Here is a 22,821-nt window from a genome sequence, read left to right as displayed (position 1 = left end):
CAATGGTCCTGCAACTTCGGGAAGAAGGGTAACTGGAAGGCCGCTCAAATGTCAAAACAGACTTGCAGGGCGCACTACCTTGAGCGGGCTACTTCGCTTCGGGCGTCTTGCTCAACTCTTTGAAGGGCTGCCTGAAGCTCGGCGTGAAGCCTCTCCATTTGCTCATCATTCTCATCGCGCGCTACCAGAATTGGCGCGCTCACGCGAACCAGTGCTCGGCTGAATGGCTTGGGAATAATCATCCTGTCCCAGGTCGGCAGAGTCCAAGCGCGCTCCACCGCTACGTGAAATGCCACAACCGGGATGCCCGTGACCCGCGCCAGAAGAAGGGGGCCCGGCTTCGCAACGTGCCGTGGTCCTCGTGGACCATCAATAGTAAAAGCAACTGCCCGGCCAAGCTCGATTTCCCTGCGTGCGGCAAGCATCGCACCCACGCCGCCGTGTGAACTCGATCCTCGTAGCGCCTTGTAGCCGAACCTCTCAATAAGGCGAGCTATGCACTCACCATCGAAGCTGCGGCTGGCGAGCACCGCTAACTCGTGATTTCGGAAGCGGTACGTTGCCGGAAGAATGCAATTGTGCCAAAACACCCAGATCATGGGACGGGCCCTATCGTCCAATGGAGCCCCGGGCTCCTCAGTGCGACGGTAACGCAGGGTGCAGCAGAGGAGCCGGACGAGAATCGAGCCGACCGACGGAATCAGCCGCAAGAGAATGCGGCGACCCCACGAGAAGCGCCTTGGCAGTGGCTCTCGATTGAGCGTTTTCTTTTCAGGCAGGCGCGGTGCTGCTGTGGTCACTTACGTATTTTAGCTCTCGGCAGGCGCCCGCCTGGCAGGATGAACTCGGCCATCTTTGTTCTCGGGGCATGGCATCACAAAGACCGGGAATTCCCTTTCGCGTTAAACTTATAAACCGTAGTCGGCGCGGACGTGAATTGAGATCGAAGAAAGACGCCGCAAGGAGAGGAAACGATGAAGAAACTGGGAATGCTTATGGCTGTCTGTTTGGCTTTCACCTTGACCATGTTGGCCCAGGAGGCGAGCCCCGCTGACCAGGGCGCGAACAGCACAGCCTCTGGCCAGACCACCACCGACACCAACAGCAAGGCAACCATGAAGTCCAGTGGCAAAAAGGCCCGTCGCGAAGGCAAAGAGCACTCCATGACGGGCTGCTTGAGCGGCCCTAACTCTGAGGGGGCTTACGTTCTAACCAATGGGCGGTATAAGAAGGGACTTGAGGTCGGCGGCAACGATGAACTCAAGAATCACGTTGGCCACGAAGTGAAAGTGACGGGAACCTGGAGTTCGGCATCTGATATCGGCGAAAACGAATCTGCCGAGAAGAACGAAAGTGCGAAGATGGAAAAAGGCGAGAAGAAAGAATCCAAGGAGCGGCACTTTAAGGTAAGCAAAATTGACATGGTGTCCGATCACTGCACCGCAACCGCCTCAGCCGGCAAAAAAAGCAAGAAATCAAAAGCCGCTGACAGCATGGAGAAACCTCCGAGCCAATAATTGGCCCAGGCTCCGGACACAGGGTGCGGCTTCGTCGCCGCGCCCTTTTTTTTAAGAACCAGATGGCTATCTACAAAGAGTCTTAGGTTTCCCAGCGGCGAAATAGCAGTGCCCCGTTCGTTCCCCCAAAGCCGAAGGAATTTGACATGGCGAAATTCAACTCGGCCTTGCGCGCACGATTAGGCACGTAATCGAGGTCACATTCGGGATCGGGGTTTTCCAGATTGATGGTAGGCGGAATGATCTGGTCCCGCAAAGCGAGCACTGTAATCCCCGCTTCCAAGCCGCCGGCGCCACCCAGCAGGTGCCCTGTCATCGATTTTGTTGAGCTGACCGGAATTTTATATGCCTGGTCGCCGAAAGCGCGCTTAATGGCTACGGTCTCCAGCTTGTCACCCAAATCGGTGGAAGTGCCATGGGCGTTAATGTAATTCACTTCACTGGGCGGAATCTTGGCGTCCGCCAGCGTAGTCATCATCACCCGATACGCCCCTTCCCCTTCCGGCGCGGGTTGGGTGATGTGGTTGGCATCGGCACTCATGCCGTAGCCCACGATCTCAGCCAGGATGTTTGCACCTCGCCGTCGCGCAAATTCCAATTCCTCCAGAATGAGGACTCCGGCACCCTCACCAATTACAAAACCATCGCGAGCGGAGTCCCAGGGGCGGCTTGCCTTCTCCGGTTCATCATTGCGAGTTGAAAGCGCCCTCATGGCGGCAAAACCACCCAGACCCATGGGCGTAATTGCCGCCTCCGTGCCGCCCGCGATCATCACATCCGCATCACAGCGCGCGATGATTTTGAAGGCGTCGCCTACCGAATGTGCACTCGAGGTGCAGGCCGTGCAGGTGGCTTCATTGGGCCCTTTGGCCCCGTAGCGGATGCTGACGTGTCCTGCTGCGAGGTTGACGATAGCGGCAGGAATAAAGAAAGGGGATATTTTTCGTGGGCCACCGTTGAGCAGATTGGAGTGCTCACGCTCGATCACGTCGAACCCGCCAATGCCGGATCCGATGTGCACCCCCACACGCGGCCCCAGTTCCGGCGTAACTTGCAGGCCGGACATGCGTACCGCTTCATCAGAGGCCGCAAGCGCCAGGTGAATGAAGCGGCCCATCTTCTTGAGCTCTTTTTTTTCGATGAATTTTAACGGATCGAAGTTCTTAACTTCGGCCGCAATCTGGCAGGCAAAATTTGAAGCATCAAACTGGGTCACGCGGGCGACGCCACTCTTGCCAGCCAGGAGATTACTCCATGCTTCCTCGCTGGTATTGCCCACGCCACAGATCAGCCCAATACCGGTGACTACTACCCGTCTTGCCAATGTCTAGGATCCTTCGCTGTCTTGGATGACCGCGGAGAGGCTGAATGCCCGGCGCACGGCCAATTTCCGGTTTCTCGTGCTGGCAATTGCGCCGCTACTTTGCCGCCTTGGCATGTTTGCCGATGTAGTCTATGGCGTCCTGCACGGTGCGGATCTTTTCCGCGTCTTCGTCAGGAATTTCGATGTCAAACGCTTCCTCAAACGCCATGACCAGTTCGACCGTGTCGAGAGAGTCCGCGCCTAGATCGTCTACAAACGAAGCGCTCTGCGTGACCTCGGACTCTTCCACCCCGAGTTGCTCCACGATGATTTGCTTTACCTTCTCATCAACCGATGCCATGTTGCTGCCCCTCCCGGCGTTAAAACGATTAGTGTAACGGGTGCTTGAGAATTGTGTAAAGCAGCCCCGGGGGCAAATTCGGTCCATTCGACAGGCTAGTGCCAAAATTGTAAATTCCTGGTCATGCGGGCGGTCATACAGCGGGTGATTCGAGCGCGGGTTACGGTGGAAGGCGAACTGGTTGGCGAGATTGGGCCCGGACTGCTGGTTTTGCTCGCAGTTGCCCAGGCGGACACCACAGCTGATGCCGAGTACCTGGCAGAGAAAATCGCTGGACTCCGTATTCTTGAAGACGATGAGGGCAAGATGAATCGCTCTGTGGCCGAGAGCGGAGGGGCGGTGCTTGCGATTTCGCAGTTCACGCTGTACGGAGACGTACGGCGAGGAAAGCGGCCGTCATTCGATGCCGCCGCGCGGCCCGAATTGGCGCGCGAACTGTATGAGCTTTTCGTCGCGAGAATCCGCGCTGCCGGCCTGCGCTGCGAAACCGGCCGATTCCAGGAGCAGATGCAAGTGGAGTTAGTGAACGATGGGCCGGTCACCATTCTGCTCGATTCGCAGAAATTGTTTTGAGCTTCAGGACGAAGATGTAGGGGCGGATAAAAAACTGGCCGCGAGAACCGCATCTGCTGCGCGGGCAGCATCGCGACTTGCCTTCACCTCGTGGGTGCGGATAATGTGGGCTCCTTTCGTAATCAGCAACACTTCGGTTGCCAGTGTCCCGGAGAGCCGCTCCTCAACCGGCGCATCGCGTCCATTCTGACGCAGCATTCTCCCCACGAATGATTTTCTGGAAGCGCCCCCAAGCAGCGGATACCCCAATTTATGCAGCTCGTCGAAACGAGCAATTAGTGGATAGTTTTCTTCAAAGTTCTTGCCGAACCCAAATCCGGGGTCGAGCACAATTTTGTTCTGTGGCACACCGGCTTGAAGTGCCGCCTCCGTCCACTGCCGCAAATCTGTGCACACCAAGCCGACGATGTCTTCGACCGGTTCCAGGTGTCGCCATTGATCAGGCCGCCCCCTCATGTGCATCAGAACCGCTCCACAATCCAATTTCGCCACGGTGTTCGCCATGTTTGGGTCCCACCGAAACGCGCTCACATCATTGACGATTTCTGCGCCCAGCTCTACCGCAGCGCGGGCAACGCCAGCCTTGTAGGTGTCAATGGAAAGGATAGCTTCGGGACGCGCGCGTTTGATCGCCTCAATGACTGGCAGCACTCGGCGAAGCTCCTCCGCTTCGGAAACGGGTGTTTTTGACTGTCCTGTCTCGCCACCCCGGGCCTTGTCCTCGGCGGTAGTAACTGCCGCCCCTGGCCGTGTGGACTCCCCCCCGACATCGATAATGTCGGCGCCATCGGCCAGCATTTGCAGCGCCTGCTCCACCGCGCGATCAGTCTGAAAGTAGCGTCCACCATCTGAGAATGAATCCGGCGTTACATTAAGCACGCCCATGATCTGGGTGCGCCTACCCAGGTGCAGCGAACGTGTCCCAAGCCGCCACTCAAAATTCGGCCGCATAAGGCGCGATTCTATCCTGTCTGATGATTCGAACCCGAAACGGTGTACAATCCATCCACTTATATGGTGCGCCGGCGTGCGTGCATTCTGGCCTTTGCCTCGTTGGTGTGGGTCGCACAGCTTTCTGCGGCAGATCACAAGTCCTTATCCGCTCGCCTGGATAATCTCCTTTCTGCTCCCGATGTCACCCGCAGCTTTTGGGGGGTTGAGATAGTTGACCTCTCTACCGGCAGACTTTTATACGCGCGCAATCAGGACAAGCTGTTCACTCCGGCTTCCAACACGAAGCTGTTCACCACCGCAGCGGCGCTGGCCCTGGTCGGCCCTGACTACCGTTTTCGCACCACCGTCGAGTCTAGCGGACAGTTTGACAAGTATGGCCGGCTGACCGGTGATCTGGTCCTGGTTGGGCGAGGCGATCCCAACCTTTCCGGTCGCACCCTGCCCTACACGCTGCGGACCGAACGCATGCAAGATCCGGTGAAAGTGCTCGAAGACCTGGCGGATGAACTGCTGCGCAAAGGCCTGAAGTTCGTTGATGGTGATGTGGTTGCCGACGACTCATATTTCGCCTTCGAGCGTTACGGCGAGGGCTGGAGCCAGGACGATCTGGTATGGGGAGATGGCGCTCCGGTCTCGGCTTTGACCCTCAATGACAATGTAGTTTTTGTAAACATCTTGCCCGCCGATCGGGCGGGAGATCGCGCCTTTGTCAGTATCACGCCACCCACCGATTACTATCAGCTGGATAATCGCATCATCACCACGCCTCCCGGCACCAGTCCGCGAAAGATTTTCATCAACCGCGAGCCTGGCTCACGGCTACTAACGTTTTGGGGAAATATTCCGGTGGACGACCCTGGCGCCAATGAAGCGCTTGCGATTGAGGACCCCGCCGACTTCAGCGCCCAGCTGTTTCGTAACCTGCTGCAAAAGCGTGGAATTGTGATTTATGGACGTTCCCGCAGCCACCACACCGAACTGGCAAATCTGTCCACTTTCACAGTCACCAGTTTGGCCACCGATCGGGGAGGAGGACAAAGCAGCTCGCAAGCCAACCAGCCGCTGGTGCTGGCCAGTTACCAATCCCAGCCGCTCGCTGAGGATTTGCGAGTCATCAACAAGGTAAGCCAGAACCTGCATGCCGAGTTGCTGTTGCGCCTTTTGGGACGTGAAAAAGGCACTGCTGGCACCATCGAAGGTGGCGAAGAGGTGCTGCGTGGATTTCTGACGCAGGCAGGAATCAGCAGTGAGGAATATGTCTTCTATGACGGATCCGGGCTCTCCAGACAAAATCTGGTGACTCCGCATGCGATAGTAAAACTGCTGCAATACGCTGCCAAGCAACCCTGGGCGGCAACCTACAGGGACACGTTACCCGTGGCTGGTTTGGACGGCTCGCTGGCCGATCGCTTCAAGAACACACCGGCCGCCGGTCGGGTGCAGGCCAAGACCGGCGCTCTCAGCCACGTGAACACGCTCTCCGGCTACGTCACCACCCAAACCGGTGAGCATCTCGCATTCTCCATCATGTGCAACAATCACCAACTTCCAATTCGCCGAGCTCTCGACGCCATTGATCAAATTGTCTTGGCGATTGTAGAAGGCAAGTAACAGCGAGAGCGCAGTTGCCAGTTCACTAATCAGCTATTTAATCAGCAGTGGCAGAGTGACTGCGTTGGCTTCCGTCTTGGAAGTGGGATCCCGTCGGGCTGCTACGCCCAGACTTAAGCCTTTTGCAAAAGGTGAGGGATCGAGCACGCAAACCTCTCCCTCTCGCCGGACCGTCACCGGACTCGATGCGATGTTCTGCGGAAATGTGGCTTCAGCTCGGGCGCGGCAGCACAGATAGAGCGAGAGAAGATCGCAGAACTGCAGGATATCAATGAGTTGGTTGATTTCCTTTTGCGCGCGCTCCTGGCGGCCCATCAATTCCCCTTGCCGCTGTTTTTCCGCTTTCAAGAAGGAACGAATCAGGTCCGTATCTTCGCATGTGTCATTGGCGGAGTCCATGCGATGTTCTGCTAATCGGCAAAAATGTCCGCTGACCAACAGCCCGCCCAGAGGTGAACCCCTGCTTGCACACTCAATAGAGTTCTCCCACGCCCGGACAAAATCCCGCGGCAAGACTTGCAGGAATGAGAGTGGCCTGCCGCTTCCGTCGCGCATAGGCGTGGGCGGTGGTCGATGGCCAACTTGCGTCCCGGAGCCGCATTCGCTGCCGCCGTCGAATTCAGCCCAACCGGCATCGTGTAGCGCGACAGCGCGTACCACCTCGTCATCAAGCCGAGGGAAATCTGGAGATGAGAAATTAACGGCGAGATCGCCCGCCAACGCTGCATGGTCGGGCTGGGCAATGAGCCAATAGCTATCGGCACGCAGCGTTTGTCGTTCAAGAACTGCTGCCCAGGCAGAAATGACTTTGCTGCGCTGTACCGGCTCCTGGTGCGGGTTGATCGGATAGAGGACCACTTATTACGCGAGCCCTCCTCCGTAGGATCTCATCCCGTGAGATCTCATTGGGGTGAGCGCGCTCGCTGCCGCCGGCGCATGCTTAGAGCGGCGCCGGATCCGGAACTGCTGGGCGGTTTCCGCATCCCGTCTAGCAATTCCTTCAAAACGACTGCGTTGTTGTGGTCTTTGTCTTTGGAGGCAAAAACTAAGGTGACTCTCTTCCGTGTATGGACTAACTGGTAGAGCGCTTCCAGTTCACTGGAGGCATCGGGGTGCGCCAGCTCCTTGAGGTAACGTTTGCGGAAATCCTGCCAGCGCTCTGGCTGTCCACGCAACCAGCGACACAAAACATCCGAGGGCGCCAGTCCCTTTAGCCAGGCGTGCACCAGGGCCGCTTCCTTGCGCAGGCCACGAGGCCATAAACGGTCCACCAAGACCCGTGCGCCATCGGAGCGAACAGGCTTCTCATACACGCGTTTGGTGGCAACCGACATCGTTTTAGCTCTGTTATTCTGCTTGGTATTTTACGTCTGGTCTCATGGTTGTGCTCTGCCCGAGATGGTAAAAATCTGGACAATTCTCAGCCTCTTCTGTGCCTTTCTGGTGTCAGCCGCCCTCATGGGATGCGATGTGGAGCCGCATAAATCTGACGCCGAACTCGGCCTTAACCCCCAGCAGGCAGCTGGCCGGCGCGTGTACGACAACCGCTGCGCCCGCTGCCACTATGCTTATTCTTCCCGGTCGCTTCAGGGACCCAGCATGCACGGCATCTTCAAAAAGCCGGAAATGCCCAGTGGAACACCGGCAAACGACGAGCGAGCCACCGACGTGATTCGCTTCGGCAAGAGCAAGATGCCCGGATTCGGCCAGGTGCTCTCCGATCAGGAGATCAAAGACCTGCTCGCCTACCTGCATACCCTCTAGCCGGCAACGCCTTCGTGGCTGGAAGATTGAGACGCATCGTACAATAGAACTAGGAATGGAAGCATTCGCCGATCTCGTTCAGATTGAACTGGCGCCGCCCCGCCCGCGCGCCAAGCCGGAGTGGCTGAAGGCCCGCGCTCCGGTGGGCGAAAACTATCACCAACTCAAGAAGCTGGCTCGCGACCTCGGCCTGCACACGGTTTGCGAATCTGCGCAATGCCCCAATATCGGCGAATGTTGGAACCATGGCACCGCAACGTTCATGCTTCTTGGTGAGCTGTGCACACGCCGTTGCGGTTTCTGCGCTGTGCCCAAAGGCCACCCCCAGCCCCTTGATCAAGACGAACCCCGCCGGGTCGCCGAAGCGGTTGCTACTCTCGGGCTCAGGCACGCCGTAGTGACCAGCGTTAACCGCGATGACGACAATCTGGGTGGCGCCCGGATTTTCGCTCGCACCATTGAAGAAATCCGGCGCGTTTCTCCGCAGTGCCGTGTGGAAGTGCTGATTCCTGACTTCCAAGGTAGCGACGAAGCGTTGCGTATCGTGCTCAAGGCCCATCCTGATGTGCTGAATCACAATACCGAGACCGTACCCCGTCTCTACCGTGTCGTCCGCTCAGGAGCGCGTTACCAGCGCACGCTCCAGTTGCTGGAAAATGTCAAGAAATTTTCGCCAGGTATGGTCACCAAATCCGGGGTGATGGTTGGACTCGGAGAGACTATTTCGGAGTTAGTAGAGGTTTTCCGCGATCTTGGCGTGCGCGATGTAGATCTTCTCACCGTAGGCCAGTACTTGCGCCCTTCCCGCGATCATCTTCCGATCGCACGCTTCTACACTCCTGAGGAGTTCCGCTTCCTGAAAGAAGAAGCGCTACGATTTGGTTTCAAGCATGTTGAATCGGGTCCCCTGGTGCGCTCCAGCTACCATGCTCAGGAGCAGGCGCAAGCCACTTCAGACTGCAAATAGCCCAGTGATATGCCGCCCCCCGGTTCCCGACGACTCGGAAGCGTAGAATCGTGGCGCAGTCCACTACACCTCGGTGAGAAAAACTATGAACTGGGCGTTCATTGGGGCATTGGTCCTGGGAGTTGCGGTAGGAATTGCATCCGGCTTGATTGGCGTCGGTGGCGGCATTGTGCTCATTCCTGCACTCGTTTACCTGTTCAAGATGGACCAGCACACAGCGCAAGGAACATCGTTGGCCATGCTGCTGCCGCCAACCGGCATTCTCGCTTTCATGGAGTATTACAAGGCTGGCCACGTTGACTGGAAACTGGGATTGATCATTGCACTGGGAGTTTTTGTCGGCGGTTATTTCGGCGGCGCATGGGCACAAACCATCCCCGCTCCCGCGCTGCGAAAGGTCTTTGCAGTGGTGCTGGCCGCGACTGCGGTCAAAATGTTCTTTCAGGGCTGAGACTCGGAGGCGATTGCCGGCGAGCTAGTCCCACTTTCGTCTAGGCTGCTTTCGCAGTTTTGGGCACTGCCTGTTGGATGTCCAGAGGGATATGCGCACCCATAAGTGACGCACCTCCATCTACTGCAATTGTCTGACCGGTAATCCAAGCAGCTTCTTGCGAACAAAGCAGTGCCACCGCATTGCCGATGTCAGCTGGAGTTCCCAACCGTCGCATTGGGGTCCAACCTTGATCTTGCCAGGCCCGGATTCCCTGCTGAACAGCATCGGGCAGGCTCTCCAGGACGCTGTCCTCAGTCCAACCAGGACTGACGACGTTCACCGTTATTTCTCGATGGGCTAACGCTACCCCAAAATACCGGCACAACACCTCCATCGCGGCTTTGGCAGCTCCCATAGCTACCCAAGGCTGCCAGCTTCCAAAAATTCCCCCGGGCGTATAGCTGATCGCAATAATGCGGCCACCGTCCCGCATAAACGGGGCCGCTTCGCGAGCGCCGACCAGAAAGGCCTTGGCCTGCGAGTCCATCGCGGTGTCCCACTTCTCCAGAGTGATCTCCATTGGAGGTTGATAGAAAGTAGCCGCTTCGGTGCGCGCATTGCTGACAAAGATATCCAGTGCAGCGAACTCTTTTTCCACCTGCTTGAATATCCGGCTTACCTGTTCCGGATCGCAGACATCCGCCTGAACGATAAATCCGTCGGACCCGAGTTCTCGTACTTTAGCGAGAGTCGCTTTGGCTGCGCTCTCGTTCTGATAGTAGTGAACCGCGATTCGTGCGCCCTGCTCGGCAAGCTTGAGGGCGATGCCCCTGCCGATGCCTCGTGAACTGCCTGTGATCAGTGCACTTTTCCCAGTGAGCATGACCATCCTCCACCTCTTGCGCGGCGCATGTTAGTACCGCTGGTCTGGACGGTCAAGAGCCTGCCGGCTGAGGCCTACCAGACTCGGCAGGCGTTCGGACGGACCATGGGCGCGCCGGCCTTGCAGCCGAAAGCTTGCCCAAATTCCGGCATGTTCTGGATAACGCCGTTTACGCGCCAACGGCCCGGCGAATGAGGATCAACCGTCGCCCGCAGGCGCCGCGCCTCGGGCCGCTGATTCTGGCACCAGATCTGCGCGTAGCCGAGAAATAAGCGCTGGTCGGGTGTGAAGCCGTCGATGGCGCCAACTTTCTTTCCCGCCAGGTCATCGTGCAAGGCCATGCGGGCGATGCGCAGGCCGCCGTTGTCGGCGGTGTTCTCACCCAAGGTGAGCTTGCCGTTCAGCTTTACATCGTCGACTGCGGTGAAACCGGCGTACTCGTTGACGATGCACTCGGCACGCTTCTCAAATTCTTTGGCGTCTTCCTGGGTCCACCAGTCGTTCAGGTTGCCGTGAGCGTCATATTTACGTCCGCGGTCATCGAAGCCATGGGTAAGTTCGTGCCCAATCACCATCCCAATGCCGCCATAGTTCACGGCATCGTCAATGTGATTGTCGTAGAAGGGCGGCTGCAGAATGCCGGCAGGAAAGTTTATGTCGTTCATCTGAGAGTCGTAGTAAGCGTTGACGGTAGGCGGACTCATCTGCCATTCGCCGCGATCAACTGGCTTGCCGATTTTATTCAGCTGGCGATGAAATTCGAAGTCAGTTGCCCGCATGTCGTTGCCCAGAGCGTCGCCGCGCACAATCTGCACCTTGCTGTAATCGCGCCAGTGGTCGGGATACCCGATTTTATTGGCGATATTGTGCAGCTTGACCAGCGCCGCCTTCTTCGTGGCCTCCGTCATCCATGGCAGTTGAGTGATGTCCTCGCCCAATGACTTTTCCAGTTCGTGGACCATCTTCAGGGTTCGTTCTTTACCTTCCCCGCCAAAGGTTTGCTGCACATAGGGCTGACCCAAGGCCTCCCCCAAATCATCATCGGTCATACTGACGCAGCGCTTCCAACGTGGCCGGATTTGTTCCGCTCCGGTGAGCGTTTTGCCGTAGAAGCTGAAATTCTCATCAACAAAACCCTTCGCGAGCAAAGGCGCCGCAGCGTGCACCAGATGCCAACGCAAGTATGTTTTCCAGTTGTCCAGCGATGTGGAGTCGAGTAGCCCATTAATTCCCTTAAAGAAGTCGGGCACCCTCACGTTTAGGCCGGAGATGGGAGGCGCGTTCACCGCGCTCAGGTACTGGTCCCAGGAGAAGGCTGGGGTCATCGAAGCCAACTGCTGGATAGGCAGCTTGTGATACACATTCTCAGGCACGCGCCGATCCACACGAGTCATTGAGACCTTTGCCAATGCGGTTTCAATTTCCATCACAGTTTTCGCGTCCCCCGTTGCCTGGGGCTGGGGTTCGCCGAGCAGTCTGAACATGTTTTGCACGTGCTCCGTGTATTTTTGTCGCGTCTCCTGTGACTTCGGATCGTCTTTCAAGTAATAGTCGCGGTCGGGCAGCCCCAACCCGCCCTGGTCGGCTTGTGCGATCTCCTGGGTAGCGTCCTTGGCGTCCTGTCCTGAAGTGAACTGGAACAATCCGTTCACACCGATCTGGTGCAGCCGGGCGATCTCGTTGGCCAACTCAGATTTGTTTTTCAGTGCGGCAATGCGGTCCAGTTCGGGCTGCAAGGGCTGCAGTCCCTTCGACTCAACCGTGCTTTCGTCCATACATGATGCGTAAAAATCCCCAATCTTCTGCTGGACCGGTGTTCTGGTGGGATCGTTGGGCGCGTATTTCTCCAATATCTGATGGAGAATCGCCTGGTTGTACTCGAACAGTTGGTTGAACCGGCCCCAGGTGGACTGGTCGGGAGGGATAGGATTGCGGGCCATCCAGCCGCCGCAGGCGAATTGGTAAAAATCCGTGCAGGGATCAACCTTGCGGTCAAGAGCATTGATATCAAACGTCGCCGGCTTGGGCGCTACCTCCTGCTGGGCAGCTGGTGCTTGGGCCTGGAGGCGTTGGAAAGTTACTAAACTGACGGCGAGCATAAGGAAGGCTACCAGGACGCGCAAACCGTGCATGAAACCTCGCTGTGAGTGGAATGAACGTACGAGTCTACAACAATCTATCTGCGTGGGGCTCCAACCTGGTTAGACGAGGCGGGGCAAACCATGTCAACAATTGAGCGCCCCTAGAATACTTTTAGATGGATCGTGAGGTATTTCTTGGGATCTTTGCGCACGGCCGCAACCAGGTCGCGGGTTTCGACCAGCAGCTTATTTGTGTTGTCGTGCACGGATGTGTCGTGCAAGAGCTTGCCCACGGTACCCTGCCCCGAGTTGAGTTTCGTGGCCAAATCGCTCAGTTTGCTGACCGTGTCGTTCACTTTCTGCGCAAAAGCCTGATCGCGGGCAATCAACCCCAATGTGCCTTTACCGGCATTCACCTCCGCCATCAACTGTTTGGCTTCGGAAATAGTCTGGTTGGCGTTGTTATACAGAGACGGATCTTTGATGAGCTTGCCCACCGTTCCCTGCCCCTCATTGATCTGATCAATCATGCTGCTTACTTTATCCAGAGTATCGTTCGCTTTGCGATACAGTTCGTCGTCCACGATTAGCTTGCCCAGACTACCTTTGCCTTGGCTGAGTGCATTGGCGACTTTCTGAAACTCTGCGAGCGTGGAGTTCAGACGATTGAATAAAGTGGGATCATAAATAAGTTTGCCAACCGAGCCTTCTCCGCTTTCGATCTGCGCCATGATGTGGTCGGCGCGATTCACCAGGGCCTGCACATTCTGCAGAGTGCTCTGGCTGGCGCGAACCACGTCCATCAGCTCAGGATGTTGCTCGATTGCCAGCACATCGCCGTTCTGCACCGGCGGGCCTTTGGCCTCGCGGCTGGAAATATCCACAAACACTTCGCCCAACACACCCGCGGTACTCAGCGTCGCCCTGGAGTCTTTGTGGATCGCATCCACATATTTGGATGTGACCTGCATTGTGACTTGCACGGGAGTCAAAGCGTGGCTGGCCACCACGCGCACCCGTTTGACATTTCCTATATCTACCCCTTCAAGCCGAACCGGGGCGCCCACACGCAATCCACCCGCATTATCAAAGTAAGCGTAAAGGGTGATTTTCTTGGTGAAGAGACCGGTGGAGCCGGTCATGAGGAAAATCAGGACGACCAGCACTATGCTGGCGAAGATCACCGTCAGCCCAACACGTAGTTGCGACCACTTCAGTTGTTGCTGGCTAGGCACCTTCTCCTTTAAAGGCTAACACGCCGCGGTACCACTCCACGCTTGCCATAATTGTGCAGGCAAATGGCTCGCCACGGAATTGTCTAATTGGTAGCGTACTCAAAGCAGGGATGATAACAGAGCCGAAGTCACTCTCCACGCGCGGCGATTCCCAGGGGCCGGAATGTCAGCGTCAACGCCAAGGCCAGAAGATAAGCAATAGCACCTTGCGCCATCGTAAAGTTCAACCCGAAATGAATGGCTACGACCATCGCCAGCACCGATCCCAGGACGCTTGAACCCGCGTTCATCGCCCATGCCCATTCAACCGCATTGTAGCTTTGTGGGGGAAGCGGGGCCGCATCTTCTTCCAAGGACCTACTGGACAACCAGCGCAGGCCCGTGGGAAATGGCATGCCCATAACAAATCCCAGCGGACCGAGTAGTAAACCACTGATCGCGAGCTTAGCGATGAACGGCAGTCCTACCAGAGCAATCAGAAGCTTCGGAAGGAACACTACATAGACCAGAGCCATGGCAGCAATGAGCAGTAACGGAACGCGGATGCGAGCAGGATCAGATAGCCATTTCCGGGAGGCGAGACTACCTGCGCCGCTTGAAAGCAACATCAAGAAGATGACCACCGTCAGCGCGTAGGTCGGGTGCCCCAGGAACAGAACAAAACGCTGGATAAATGCAATTTCTACGAAAATATAGCCCAGGCCGACGGCCACAAAGTACAACAATTGCAGCGTCACTTCGCGCCCACCCCCGTGCAGCGCCAGGGGAAGGAATAAAAACAACGCCACCGCCGCGATTGAAATCAGCAAAACCACACCAAGTACGACGACTCCCAGGTTTACCTTCCAATCCATGGCGGAGTGCAGCACGTCTTTTTTCAAGATCTGCGCGCTCTTCAGAGTGAAAAAGAAGAATGGGGCATTGTCGGTGACCGGGGTTACATCGAATTCGTAGTTGCGGCCAAATCCATAGGGATCGTTGCTGGCAATCAGCCGTCCGAAAGCATTGTCAATCGGCTGTGAAGGCAGGTATTGCGCCACCAAATGAGTCCCTGGCAGGTGATTGCGGATCGCGGCTTCCTCTTGCGCGGTGAACGGAATCTTCTTGGCCAGCACAACCACAGGCCGGCCATCAGAAGTCAGTGGCCCGTCGGAAAGCACGATCAGGTTGCCAGCCGGATTGGAGACGCCCGATTCGTGAAGCGCTTGCATCGCCACCGACACCACGCGCAGGGCCTCCCGAGGCCGCTTGAACTCCCAGCGCGTGATGGCGATCATTCCATCAGGCTTCAGGTGATCGAAATATTCGCGGAACGCCTCAACCGTATACAAGCTGTTTTCACTGAGCGCGAAGGCTCCCGCCGCGGTTGAAGCCCAGGTATCAACCAGCGTCATTTGCAGCACGTCGAATTGCTGCTTGCTGCTGCGAATAAAAGAGCGACCATCCCCGACATGGATATGCACTTCCGGCAATTCATAAAGATGATGTGCGTAGTCGGCATAGCGGCCACGCATGATGTCGTCCACAATGATGGGGTTGATCTCGATACCGGTGACACTTGGGCTGCCGCTTACCACAGCTCGCAGGACATCCACGCCGCCTCCCGGCCCAATAATGGCGAAATCACCGTGAGGCCGAAGAACGTTCGCCGCCGATGGGGCCGACGCCATCATCAATCGCTCCCACTCTTTGCCAAAAGGGCCATGCGGCTCAGAGTTCATGATGGCGCTGTTGGCGTCTTCGTCAATTACCACCCACTTAGAGCCATCTGCTTTCCGGTTCACCTGAAGCCGCGAGATTGCATTCCAGCGCACGTACTCAATGTTCTCCCACTTCGAGATGAGCACACCCTTTGCATAAACGATGTCAATAAGCCTGCCAGAGTAGTTGGCGGCGATGAGGACCGCCAGAATAGCGGTCAGCACAATTCCCACCACCTGGCCGCCTCTAGTGGTGGCCCATAGAACTGAAGCCGTGGCCATGGCCAAGCCGGCGAATAGAATTGTGTTCGGAGCTCCGATCCAGTTCAGCAGCGGCACAATGGCGAGGCAAGCTAGTGCTCCGCCGAGCAAATCTGCCCCGTAAAGCTGCGGTATCCGCTGATTCTCGCGTGCAAACACGACCGAGAAAAGCATTCCTACAAAGAAAAAGGGCACCGCCGAACACAAATACAACGCCGTCAGGCGGGTGAAGTTATGACTCGTCAGCAGTAGTGACACGGGTACGTGCAGTACAACCTCAAGCGCCACAAATATGGAGACGGCATTGATGGCGCAAACGGCGGTCCCAATTTTTCTAGTGTCGAACCGCGACAGCCGGCCTCGCCCAAGGTAAGCAAACACTCCTCCAGCGCCTAATCCCAGCAGCGCAATTGAGATTGCCAAAAATGCGAAGTGGTAAAAGAGGATCACCGAAAATAAGCGGGTGAGGGCTAGTTCCAGCAGGAGCGAGGCAAAGCTCGCCAAAGCTACACCCGCCCAAGGCGTAGCCTCACTTGCCGGGAACTCCTGAGCACTGGGTTGGCGGGGGAGAACTGCGGGTTCACTCATTCAATGTTGTCGATTAAAACGCGCTTTGGGGCGACATACTCAGTCTTCCAGGATCACTTGTGCTATGGCTTCCGAGGCCGTATGCGAGAGTGAAAGCGATGTGCGTTTTGTGCCCAACCGCTCAGCGAATTCAGCGGCCTTGCCGGAAAATGCCAGCGCAGGCCGGCCTCCTGGCTGGCGTTTCACTTCAAAATCTTGCCATCGTACGCCCTGCCGCCAGCCGGTCCCAATTGCCTTCATCCCCGCTTCCTTAGCTGCGAAACGAGCGGCATAACGCTCCACCCGGTTTGCCTTGGACTCACAATATCGGATTTCCGTCGCCGTAAAAATGCGCTGCAAAAAGCGCTGTCCAAAGCGATCAATCGCCGCAGCCACGCGCGGGACTTCCACAATGTCGATTCCGGTACCCACAATCATCACCAGTGCCACTCACGCCTGAAACTACTTTTCACGCCAGGAATTTAGATAAGGTAACACAGTGGAAAGAACTCCAGTCTTTACAGCAGTCTGTCTCCTCGATAAATCAAGTGACCATCTATTACTCGTGCCTCCTGCATCATTTTGTGCGGCCGAACCGGCGCCGCATCGTCAATATGCAGGACCTCGTGGCCGTGCGCGACCAGATAGTCCGAGATCAACATGCGATGGCAGCGGAAGTACACCCGCTCGGCGCACATGATTGCAGTCGGCTGCTCCTCCGCCAGGCGCTCCAGTTCTTCGATCGCGTTGTTGAACGCCTCGGTAAGCATGTAATCAGCATAGTTACGAAACGAATCATTGCGCAATGCAATGTTGGGAGAGTCGTCGCGCAGCTTCTTTCGGCGGCCGCCAAGTTCCTTCATCCAGCGGTACTCGATCCCAGCGTTTGGAAGAGCTTCTTCCAGCGATTCGCGATTGAAGTGTGGCAGCCGCCGGGACGCCGGAAATGCGCGGATATCTACCAGCATGCGAATACCGTGCGCCTGCAAGCTTTTAATCAGCTCCTCTAACGTGCGGGTGGAGTGGCCAATGGTGTAGACGGTCGCCATCTACGAGGGCGTGGAACTCAGCAGAGCCTGCAGGACAGCGGCATCCTGTTCTGGAAATATGGTGCGCAAGTCGAGCAGCACACGCTCTTCTTCCACACGGGCAACTACCGGCGGATCGTTTCGTCGCAAACGGGCTGCTAACTCGTCCGCGCTCAGGCCTTCACAGCTCAAGGCCAGGACACTTGTGGGCAGTTTGGCTGCCGGCGCGGCGCCGCCACCAATCACCGATTCCCCATCACGAATTTCCGCACTCAAGCGCGCCGCACGTGGTGAGGCGTCAAGGTTGTGCTTCAGTTCGTCTGCTCGACGAGCGATTTCTGTTAGCGGCAAGCGCATCAACCGCAGAGCCGGAATGGCGTCGTGGTTCTGCCGGACGTACTCCAGCAGGGTGGCTTCCAGTGCCGCATAGGTGAGCTTGTCCACTCGCAGCGCCCGGAAGAGCGGGTTGGCACGGACACGTGTTATGAGCTCACGTCTGCCACTTAGCAGCCCCGCCTGCGGGCCACCCAGCAGTTTATCTCCGCTATAAGTCACCACGTCCACACCGGCACGCAAACTATCGCCCACGTTAGGTTCGTCATTGATTCCGATGGATCGTAAGTCGAAGAGCGCGCCACTGCCCAAGTCCTCCACCACTGGAACATTTCTCCGGTGACCCAATTCAACCAGCTCTTCCAGGACAGGTTGTTCGGTAAATCCGGTGATCTGGAAGTTTGAGCGATGCACGCGCAACAGAAGCCTGGTCCTCTCAGTGATCGCGCGCTCGTAATCGGCGACCCGCGTGCGGTTCGTGGTGCCCACCTCACGTAAGATAGCCCCCGACTTCGACATTACTTCTGGAATACGAAATGATCCGCCAATCTCCACCAGTTCCCCGCGTGAGACGATGACCTCGCCTCCTTCGGCAAGTGTGTTCAGTGCGAGCAGAACCGCAGCGGCGTTATTGTTGACCACAACTGTCGCCAGATGGCCATCATGAGCTGAGTCCAACAACTTGGCGAATAGCCGCTCTATATGCACATCGCGCTTGCCGCGCTCACCGGTAACAATGTCAAACTCGAGATTGGAGTACTCCGAAGCGATTTTATAAACGTGCTCAAGTGCCCTCGCCGACAGCGGCGCGCGGCCCAGGTTCGTGTGCAGCACCACGCCGGTGGCATTGATAACCGTGCGAAGAGAATATTGCGTTGTCTGGCGTAATTGCCTCTCTATGGCATCTCCCAAACCTGAAATTGCTAATCCCACCCCCGCGGCATCCAGCCGGCCAGCAGCGATCTCCTCCCGTAAACGCAGCAGGACTGCGCGTCCGGCTTCCGCCACAGCAACATGGCCGTTATCTGCGATTAGCTCTATAACTTTATGTGTGTGAAGCACTTCATCGAGCGCCGGCAGTTTCCGAAATAACTGCGCCCGAATAGCTTCCGTTTGCGATGCAGTCTTGTCCGGCATTTGGCCTATTTGAACACAATCGGTGATGAAATTCTGTGAACTTGCCACGGAATCTTACCCCACCAGATACCGGCTGCATGCCCATCTCGGGATTGTGGACGTGACTTTGGGCGGCGGCATATAGTTTCGCACTCAAAACAGAGCATTACCTCCGGCACATCTCCTCGGTCACACGACAGGGTTCACACTCCTGCATATTATTTGGTCTGCCTGTTTTCCCCCAGCGCGCGGAAGGTAAGGGTCCATGTTCAGATCACCCATGTTCAGATCACCCGTGTTCTCAAGCACTTTTGGCTTTCTTCTGGCGCTCAGCATGTGCGCTCCGGCTCATGCCCAGCAATTTACTAGCGCGACCGGCGGCAACACTCTCCCGTCCTCGGGTTCGACCATCGGCGATATCGCACGCCAATACCGCGAGAAGAAACGCTCCGAAGTGAAGATGACCGAACGGGACAAGCAAGAGATATTTAGCTCGGTGGATAAGATTCTGGCCTTTGCCAGCCAAGACACGGGTCTAACCAGGCACGCCAGCGTGGGCCGTCTACTCCTGGGTCAGGCGGACGTAGAGCAGCGAGTGCAGCAGCGGATGGGAGATGACAAATCAGCCCAGCGCTTGGAACGGACGGAACTAACGCTGAAGAAGTTTGGCCTGCTTCCTCGCGACTTCCAGATGCGTGCCGTCGCCGCTTCTATCGCGGGCGAAAACATTGCTGCGTTCTATGATCCTAAGACCAAGACAATCTATCTGATGAACTGGATGCCCGCCGAGCAGCAGCGCCCGGTGCTGGCCCATGAACTGACGCACGCGTTGCAGGACCAAAATTTCAACTTGCTGAAGTGGACTCCAGGGCTGAGCGAAACTGACCGAAAGCCCAATGATGATCCACGAGACAACGTCGCAACCGAGATGGATCCTGGGGAGCAGAGTTCCGGGCGCATGGCAGTGATAGAGGGCCAGGCCATGATTGTGTTGGTTGACTACAACCTCTCTGAGTACGGCGCCAGCTTGCAACGTATGCCGCAATTGATCGAGTCCATGAAAAACCGAATGGAATCCCTGGCCGAGACCCCGAGCCTTCATCAGGCGCCCCTGGTCCTGCGCAACGGCCTGATTTTTCCATACCGTGAAGGGTTCGCTTTTGAAGCCGAGCTGCTGGTACATGGCGGCAAGGAATCGGCCTTTACCCGGCCTTTCGCGCGCCCGCCTGTAAGCACACATGAAGTGTTACACCCAGAGGCTTATTTAGCGGGAGAGAAGACGAGCAATCCCGCAATTCCGAGCCTGCAAGCTCTAACCGGTAATTCTTACGAGCCACTCGACTCCGGCACCATCGGCGAAATGGATCTCCGCACGCTCATACAGCAATTCGAGGGAAAGCTGACAGCAACCCAGCTTTCACCATCATGGGACGGCGGTTCGTACGTTGCCATGAAACGAAAGTCGGCAGGCTCCGGACCACTTACCACCAAAGATGTGGCGCTGGTTTACGTCTCCAAATGGAAGTCCGCACAAGCGGCGCAAAGGTTTGCCAACTTGTATGCTGCGTCAGTAGCGCACCGTTATGCCACGGTCAGCAACTTGTCTTCTTCCTGCTCGGGTGCTTGCGCATCATTGCAGTTCAATACCGAAGAAGGACCGGTCGTGGTGGAGCGCTGGAAGAATCTGGTTCTGGCGACGGAGGGCTTTGATCAGGATACGGCTCAGAAGTTGCGCACCACTTTGCTGAGCGCAAACTCCACCGTGACCGCAGTTGCAGCCAGCACTCCTGATCTGACTTTGCGCTTCGCCGCCTCGCCCGAGTTTGGCGCACTACGGCAGGCCCTGGACGCAGAAATTTTTCGGGCACTGCACGATGTTCAACCCACTGCCGCCAGGCCGTAGTGGCGGTTCCAGTGTGTGCGCAAGTCCTGGATGGCGCGCGTGATCTCCTCCTGAGAAATGTCGCTGTTCGGGCCCGCCATAACCGCCGCAGCTTCGCGCTTGGCCATCTCCAGGAGTTCACGATCACGCACAAGATTGGCTACTTTGAGGCTGGGCATGCCTTTTTGCCTGGTGCCGAAGAATTCTCCGGGGCCTCGCAATTCCAAATCGAGTTCGGCGATTTCAAAGCCATTGCTGGTCCGCACCAACTCATTGAGGCGGCGATCTGCGTCTTCGGACACTTTGCCGCCCGTCATCAGGATGCAGTGAGATTTCGCGCTGCCCCGGCCAATTCGTCCTCGCAGTTGGTGTAACTGAGCGAGCCCGAAGCGCTCAGCGTGCTCCACCAGCATGACGTTGGCATTCGGGACATCCACGCCGACCTCAATCACCGTGGTTGAAACCAGGACATCCAGTTCACCTTTTTGAAAGCGGCGCATAATTCTGTCTTTTTCCTCTGCCTCAAGCCGTCCGTGCAGCAATCCGATCTTCAGGTCTGGCAAGATCTCACGTCGTAATTTCTCGTACATCTGGATAGCGGCTTTGACTTCCCGTTCTTCGTTTTCTTCAATCACCGGATAAACGACGTATGCCTGGTGACCTGCCTTGGCCTGCCGGCGCACGAATTCCCAGACCTCATCAGCGACTTGGTCAGAAACTCGTTTGGTGGTGATCGGCGTCCGTCCTGGCGGCATCTCGTCCAGCACACTGCTGTCGAGTTCGCCATAGAGTGTGAGTGCGAGCGTTCGTGGGATGGGAGTTGCAGTCATCACCAGCGTGTCTGGCTCCACGGGCTGCGAGCTCCCTGCTTTTCGCATCAGCTTGAAACGCTGCATGACACCGAAGCGGTGCTGCTCGTCAACGATCACCAAGCCGAGATTGGCGAATTCCACACTTTCTTCAATGAGCGCATGTGTGCCAATCACCAATTGGGCGTCGCCCCTTGAGATATGCCGCCGCAGATCGCGTTTGTGGTCTTGTTCCAACGAACCCGTAAGTAAAACAATCCTGTAGCCCGCTTTTTCAAGGATTCGCCGCGCAGAAAGATAATGTTGGGTAGCCAGAATTTCCGTCGGCGCCATCAGCGCAACCTGGTACCCGTTCTCTATGGCAATGATTGCCGCCTCGAAGGCCACAATCGTCTTGCCCGACCCAACATCACCCTGCAGCAGTCGCCGCATGGGGACTGGTTGCTGCATGTCTGCGGCAATCTCCTTCAGGACCCGCTTCTGGGCGGCTGTGGGATGGAAGGGCAGTACCCGCTTAATGGCCTCGCGCGAACGCTCGTCCAGTTTGAAGGAAATTCCGATCTGCGCTCGCTGCTTTTTGCGCTTGAGCTCCAGGCCCAACTCCAGGAAGAAGAGTTCCTCAAAAATCAGCCGCCGCTGGGCTGGAGTACGGGCGGATTGCAGGTCGGTAAAGCTCTCGCCCGCTTCCGGCCAGTGGGTTCGCCAGAACGCCTCTTTGCGGGGGATTAGCCCAATGCGCTCCCGGATGGCTTTCGGGATGGTCTCGGGAATTTCTTCCAGGTTCTGAAGCACGGAATGAATGACCTGCCGAAACCAGCGACTGGTGAGCTTGCGCTCCCCTGCGGATTCGTAAATGGGAACAATGCGCCCGGTCTCAAGCGACTGCGCGGCCAATTCAGCGGGATCTTCTGAGCCGTTACTTCCGGCGCCGTCGCTCAGGATCTCGAATTGCGGCTGTATGATCTCCAGCCCACCTCTACCCTTGGTGGCTTCTTCCACCTTGCCATACAGCGCCACCATCTGCCCGGGACGAAACTTGCCCTCCAGATAACGGCCATGAAACCAGAGACACTTCAATGTGGTTCGACCCTGCCCAGCGGTCATGTGAAAGATATCCAGGCGAGACCGTGTACGGAACAGGCCCGACGTCCGTACCTCGGCAATCACCGTGGCCATCTCACCCGGCCGCAACTCGGCGATGGTTCGCGGGTTCAGGCGGTCTTCATACCGGAATGGAAGGTAATAAAGCAGGTCCTCAACTGTGGCAATGCCCTTGGCCGCCAACACCTCGGCAACTCGCGGACCAATTCCTTTGACGTACTGAACCGGGGTGTTGAGTTCCAGCATGGCGAAGGATGCATTGATGTTAGCAGGACAGGGCGAAACCTCGCCTTGCTTCGGTCGACCACACCCACCGGACGATTTCAGGCAGCAAAAAGCCGG

General features: G+C 56.9%; 21 protein-coding genes. 7 read left to right on the top strand and 14 right to left on the bottom strand.

Features of this window, described 5'->3' with window-relative positions; translation table 11 throughout:
* Positions 1-74: 74 nt before the first annotated feature.
* Positions 75-620: a lysophospholipid acyltransferase family protein gene (locus tag VFA76_04130; protein ID HZR31028.1), complete on the bottom strand. Its 546-nt coding sequence runs from the start codon at positions 618-620 to the stop codon at positions 75-77.
* A 354-nt stretch (positions 621-974) separates the two neighbouring features.
* Here VFA76_04130 and VFA76_04125 point away from each other — a divergent pair, with 354 nt between their 5' ends.
* Positions 975-1,517 carry a hypothetical protein gene (locus VFA76_04125; protein HZR31027.1) on the top strand — a complete coding sequence of 181 codons (543 nt, stop codon included), beginning with the start codon at positions 975-977 and terminating at the stop codon, positions 1,515-1,517.
* A gap of 82 nt (positions 1,518-1,599) precedes the next feature.
* Here VFA76_04125 and fabF read toward each other — a convergent pair whose 3' ends face one another.
* Both fabF and acpP read right to left on the bottom strand, forming a co-directional pair.
* Complete coding sequence (gene fabF / locus VFA76_04120; GenBank protein ID HZR31026.1) at positions 1,600-2,841, bottom strand: beta-ketoacyl-ACP synthase II; 1,242 nt, start codon at positions 2,839-2,841, stop codon at positions 1,600-1,602.
* A 94-nt stretch (positions 2,842-2,935) separates the two neighbouring features.
* A complete protein-coding gene (acpP, locus tag VFA76_04115) occupies positions 2,936-3,181 on the bottom strand; it encodes an acyl carrier protein (protein ID HZR31025.1) in 246 nt (81 codons plus the stop codon).
* A gap of 123 nt (positions 3,182-3,304) precedes the next feature.
* Here acpP and dtd point away from each other — a divergent pair, with 123 nt between their 5' ends.
* On the top strand, positions 3,305-3,754 hold the full coding sequence (gene dtd / locus VFA76_04110) for a D-aminoacyl-tRNA deacylase (GenBank protein ID HZR31024.1): 450 nt from the start codon (positions 3,305-3,307) through the stop codon (positions 3,752-3,754).
* Between the two features lie 3 nt (positions 3,755-3,757).
* Here the strand turns inward: dtd and folP are convergent, their stop codons facing one another.
* Positions 3,758-4,705: a dihydropteroate synthase gene (gene folP / locus VFA76_04105; GenBank protein HZR31023.1), complete on the bottom strand. Its 948-nt coding sequence runs from the start codon at positions 4,703-4,705 to the stop codon at positions 3,758-3,760.
* A 42-nt stretch (positions 4,706-4,747) separates the two neighbouring features.
* Between folP and dacB the strand changes: the two genes are divergently transcribed.
* Positions 4,748-6,319 carry a D-alanyl-D-alanine carboxypeptidase/D-alanyl-D-alanine-endopeptidase gene (dacB, locus tag VFA76_04100; protein ID HZR31022.1) on the top strand — a complete coding sequence of 524 codons (1,572 nt, stop codon included), beginning with the start codon at positions 4,748-4,750 and terminating at the stop codon, positions 6,317-6,319.
* A 33-nt stretch (positions 6,320-6,352) separates the two neighbouring features.
* On the opposite strand, the gene VFA76_04095 is transcribed toward dacB, so the two are convergent.
* Positions 6,353-7,177, bottom strand: a complete 825-nt coding sequence (locus tag VFA76_04095) for a DUF3891 family protein (GenBank protein HZR31021.1) — start codon at positions 7,175-7,177, stop codon at positions 6,353-6,355.
* A gap of 44 nt (positions 7,178-7,221) precedes the next feature.
* Positions 7,222-7,653 carry a DUF488 family protein gene (locus VFA76_04090; GenBank protein ID HZR31020.1) on the bottom strand — a complete coding sequence of 144 codons (432 nt, stop codon included), beginning with the start codon at positions 7,651-7,653 and terminating at the stop codon, positions 7,222-7,224.
* A 64-nt stretch (positions 7,654-7,717) separates the two neighbouring features.
* Between VFA76_04090 and VFA76_04085 the strand changes: the two genes are divergently transcribed.
* The 3 genes from VFA76_04085 (at position 7,718) to VFA76_04075 (ending at position 9,501) form a co-directional block, all read left to right on the top strand.
* A complete protein-coding gene (locus VFA76_04085) occupies positions 7,718-8,083 on the top strand; it encodes a cytochrome c (protein ID HZR31019.1) in 366 nt (121 codons plus the stop codon).
* Between the two features lie 55 nt (positions 8,084-8,138).
* Positions 8,139-9,050: a lipoyl synthase gene (gene lipA, locus VFA76_04080; protein ID HZR31018.1), complete on the top strand. Its 912-nt coding sequence runs from the start codon at positions 8,139-8,141 to the stop codon at positions 9,048-9,050.
* Positions 9,051-9,135: 85 nt separating this feature from the next.
* A complete protein-coding gene (locus VFA76_04075; GenBank protein ID HZR31017.1) occupies positions 9,136-9,501 on the top strand; it encodes a TSUP family transporter in 366 nt (121 codons plus the stop codon).
* 40 nt (positions 9,502-9,541) lie between these two features.
* Here the strand turns inward: VFA76_04075 and VFA76_04070 are convergent, their stop codons facing one another.
* The 7 genes from VFA76_04070 to selA all read right to left on the bottom strand — a co-directional run bounded on the left by VFA76_04070 (position 9,542) and on the right by selA (position 18,756).
* Positions 9,542-10,366: an SDR family oxidoreductase gene (locus VFA76_04070; GenBank protein ID HZR31016.1), complete on the bottom strand. Its 825-nt coding sequence runs from the start codon at positions 10,364-10,366 to the stop codon at positions 9,542-9,544.
* 74 nt (positions 10,367-10,440) lie between these two features.
* Positions 10,441-12,498: a M13 family metallopeptidase gene (locus VFA76_04065; GenBank protein ID HZR31015.1), complete on the bottom strand. Its 2,058-nt coding sequence runs from the start codon at positions 12,496-12,498 to the stop codon at positions 10,441-10,443.
* Between the two features lie 110 nt (positions 12,499-12,608).
* Complete coding sequence (locus tag VFA76_04060; GenBank protein ID HZR31014.1) at positions 12,609-13,682, bottom strand: MlaD family protein; 1,074 nt, start codon at positions 13,680-13,682, stop codon at positions 12,609-12,611.
* Positions 13,683-13,810: 128 nt separating this feature from the next.
* Positions 13,811-16,231, bottom strand: coding sequence for a hypothetical protein (locus tag VFA76_04055; GenBank protein HZR31013.1), 2,421 nt, complete (start codon positions 16,229-16,231; stop codon positions 13,811-13,813).
* 39 nt (positions 16,232-16,270) lie between these two features.
* The gene (locus VFA76_04050; protein HZR31012.1) at positions 16,271-16,660 is read right to left on the bottom strand and encodes a holo-[acyl-carrier-protein] synthase; all 390 of its coding nucleotides are present in this window, start codon (positions 16,658-16,660) and stop codon (positions 16,271-16,273) included.
* 68 nt (positions 16,661-16,728) lie between these two features.
* Complete coding sequence (locus VFA76_04045; GenBank protein HZR31011.1) at positions 16,729-17,259, bottom strand: DUF488 domain-containing protein; 531 nt, start codon at positions 17,257-17,259, stop codon at positions 16,729-16,731.
* The gene (selA, locus tag VFA76_04040) at positions 17,260-18,756 is read right to left on the bottom strand and encodes an L-seryl-tRNA(Sec) selenium transferase (GenBank protein HZR31010.1); all 1,497 of its coding nucleotides are present in this window, start codon (positions 18,754-18,756) and stop codon (positions 17,260-17,262) included.
* Between the two features lie 211 nt (positions 18,757-18,967).
* Between selA and VFA76_04035 the strand changes: the two genes are divergently transcribed.
* Positions 18,968-20,590: an ImmA/IrrE family metallo-endopeptidase gene (locus tag VFA76_04035; protein ID HZR31009.1), complete on the top strand. Its 1,623-nt coding sequence runs from the start codon at positions 18,968-18,970 to the stop codon at positions 20,588-20,590.
* On the opposite strand, the gene recG is transcribed toward VFA76_04035, so the two are convergent.
* Complete coding sequence (gene recG, locus VFA76_04030; GenBank protein ID HZR31008.1) at positions 20,566-22,725, bottom strand: ATP-dependent DNA helicase RecG; 2,160 nt, start codon at positions 22,723-22,725, stop codon at positions 20,566-20,568. The two genes, VFA76_04035 and recG, sit on opposite strands and share 25 nt — an antisense overlap.
* Between the last annotated feature and the right edge of the window lie 96 nt (positions 22,726-22,821).

Source organism: Terriglobales bacterium, assembly GCA_035651655.1.
Lineage (GTDB): Bacteria > Acidobacteriota > Terriglobia > Terriglobales > Acidobacteriaceae > DASRFG01.
This window is presented reverse-complemented; position numbering and strand designations above follow the sequence as displayed.

What these genes read in the sequence shown, in the direction of transcription:
- VFA76_04075 (HZR31017.1), top strand. Translation starts at nt 9,136, where the DNA reads ATGAACTGGGCGTTCATTGGGGCATTGGTCCTGGGAGTTGCGGTAGGA.
- acpP (HZR31025.1), bottom strand. Translation starts at nt 3,181, where the DNA reads ATGGCATCGGTTGATGAGAAGGTAAAGCAAATCATCGTGGAGCAACTC.
- VFA76_04070 (HZR31016.1), bottom strand. Translation starts at nt 10,366, where the DNA reads ATGCTCACTGGGAAAAGTGCACTGATCACAGGCAGTTCACGAGGCATC.
- folP (HZR31023.1), bottom strand. Translation starts at nt 4,705, where the DNA reads ATGCGGCCGAATTTTGAGTGGCGGCTTGGGACACGTTCGCTGCACCTG.
- recG (HZR31008.1), bottom strand. Translation starts at nt 22,725, where the DNA reads ATGCTGGAACTCAACACCCCGGTTCAGTACGTCAAAGGAATTGGTCCG.
- VFA76_04090 (HZR31020.1), bottom strand. Translation starts at nt 7,653, where the DNA reads ATGTCGGTTGCCACCAAACGCGTGTATGAGAAGCCTGTTCGCTCCGAT.
- lipA (HZR31018.1), top strand. Translation starts at nt 8,139, where the DNA reads ATGGAAGCATTCGCCGATCTCGTTCAGATTGAACTGGCGCCGCCCCGC.
- dtd (HZR31024.1), top strand. Translation starts at nt 3,305, where the DNA reads ATGCGGGCGGTCATACAGCGGGTGATTCGAGCGCGGGTTACGGTGGAA.
- VFA76_04125 (HZR31027.1), top strand. Translation starts at nt 975, where the DNA reads ATGAAGAAACTGGGAATGCTTATGGCTGTCTGTTTGGCTTTCACCTTG.
- VFA76_04045 (HZR31011.1), bottom strand. Translation starts at nt 17,259, where the DNA reads ATGGCGACCGTCTACACCATTGGCCACTCCACCCGCACGTTAGAGGAG.
- VFA76_04055 (HZR31013.1), bottom strand. Translation starts at nt 16,231, where the DNA reads ATGAGTGAACCCGCAGTTCTCCCCCGCCAACCCAGTGCTCAGGAGTTC.
- VFA76_04035 (HZR31009.1), top strand. Translation starts at nt 18,968, where the DNA reads ATGTTCAGATCACCCGTGTTCTCAAGCACTTTTGGCTTTCTTCTGGCG.
- VFA76_04065 (HZR31015.1), bottom strand. Translation starts at nt 12,498, where the DNA reads ATGCACGGTTTGCGCGTCCTGGTAGCCTTCCTTATGCTCGCCGTCAGT.
- VFA76_04085 (HZR31019.1), top strand. Translation starts at nt 7,718, where the DNA reads ATGGTAAAAATCTGGACAATTCTCAGCCTCTTCTGTGCCTTTCTGGTG.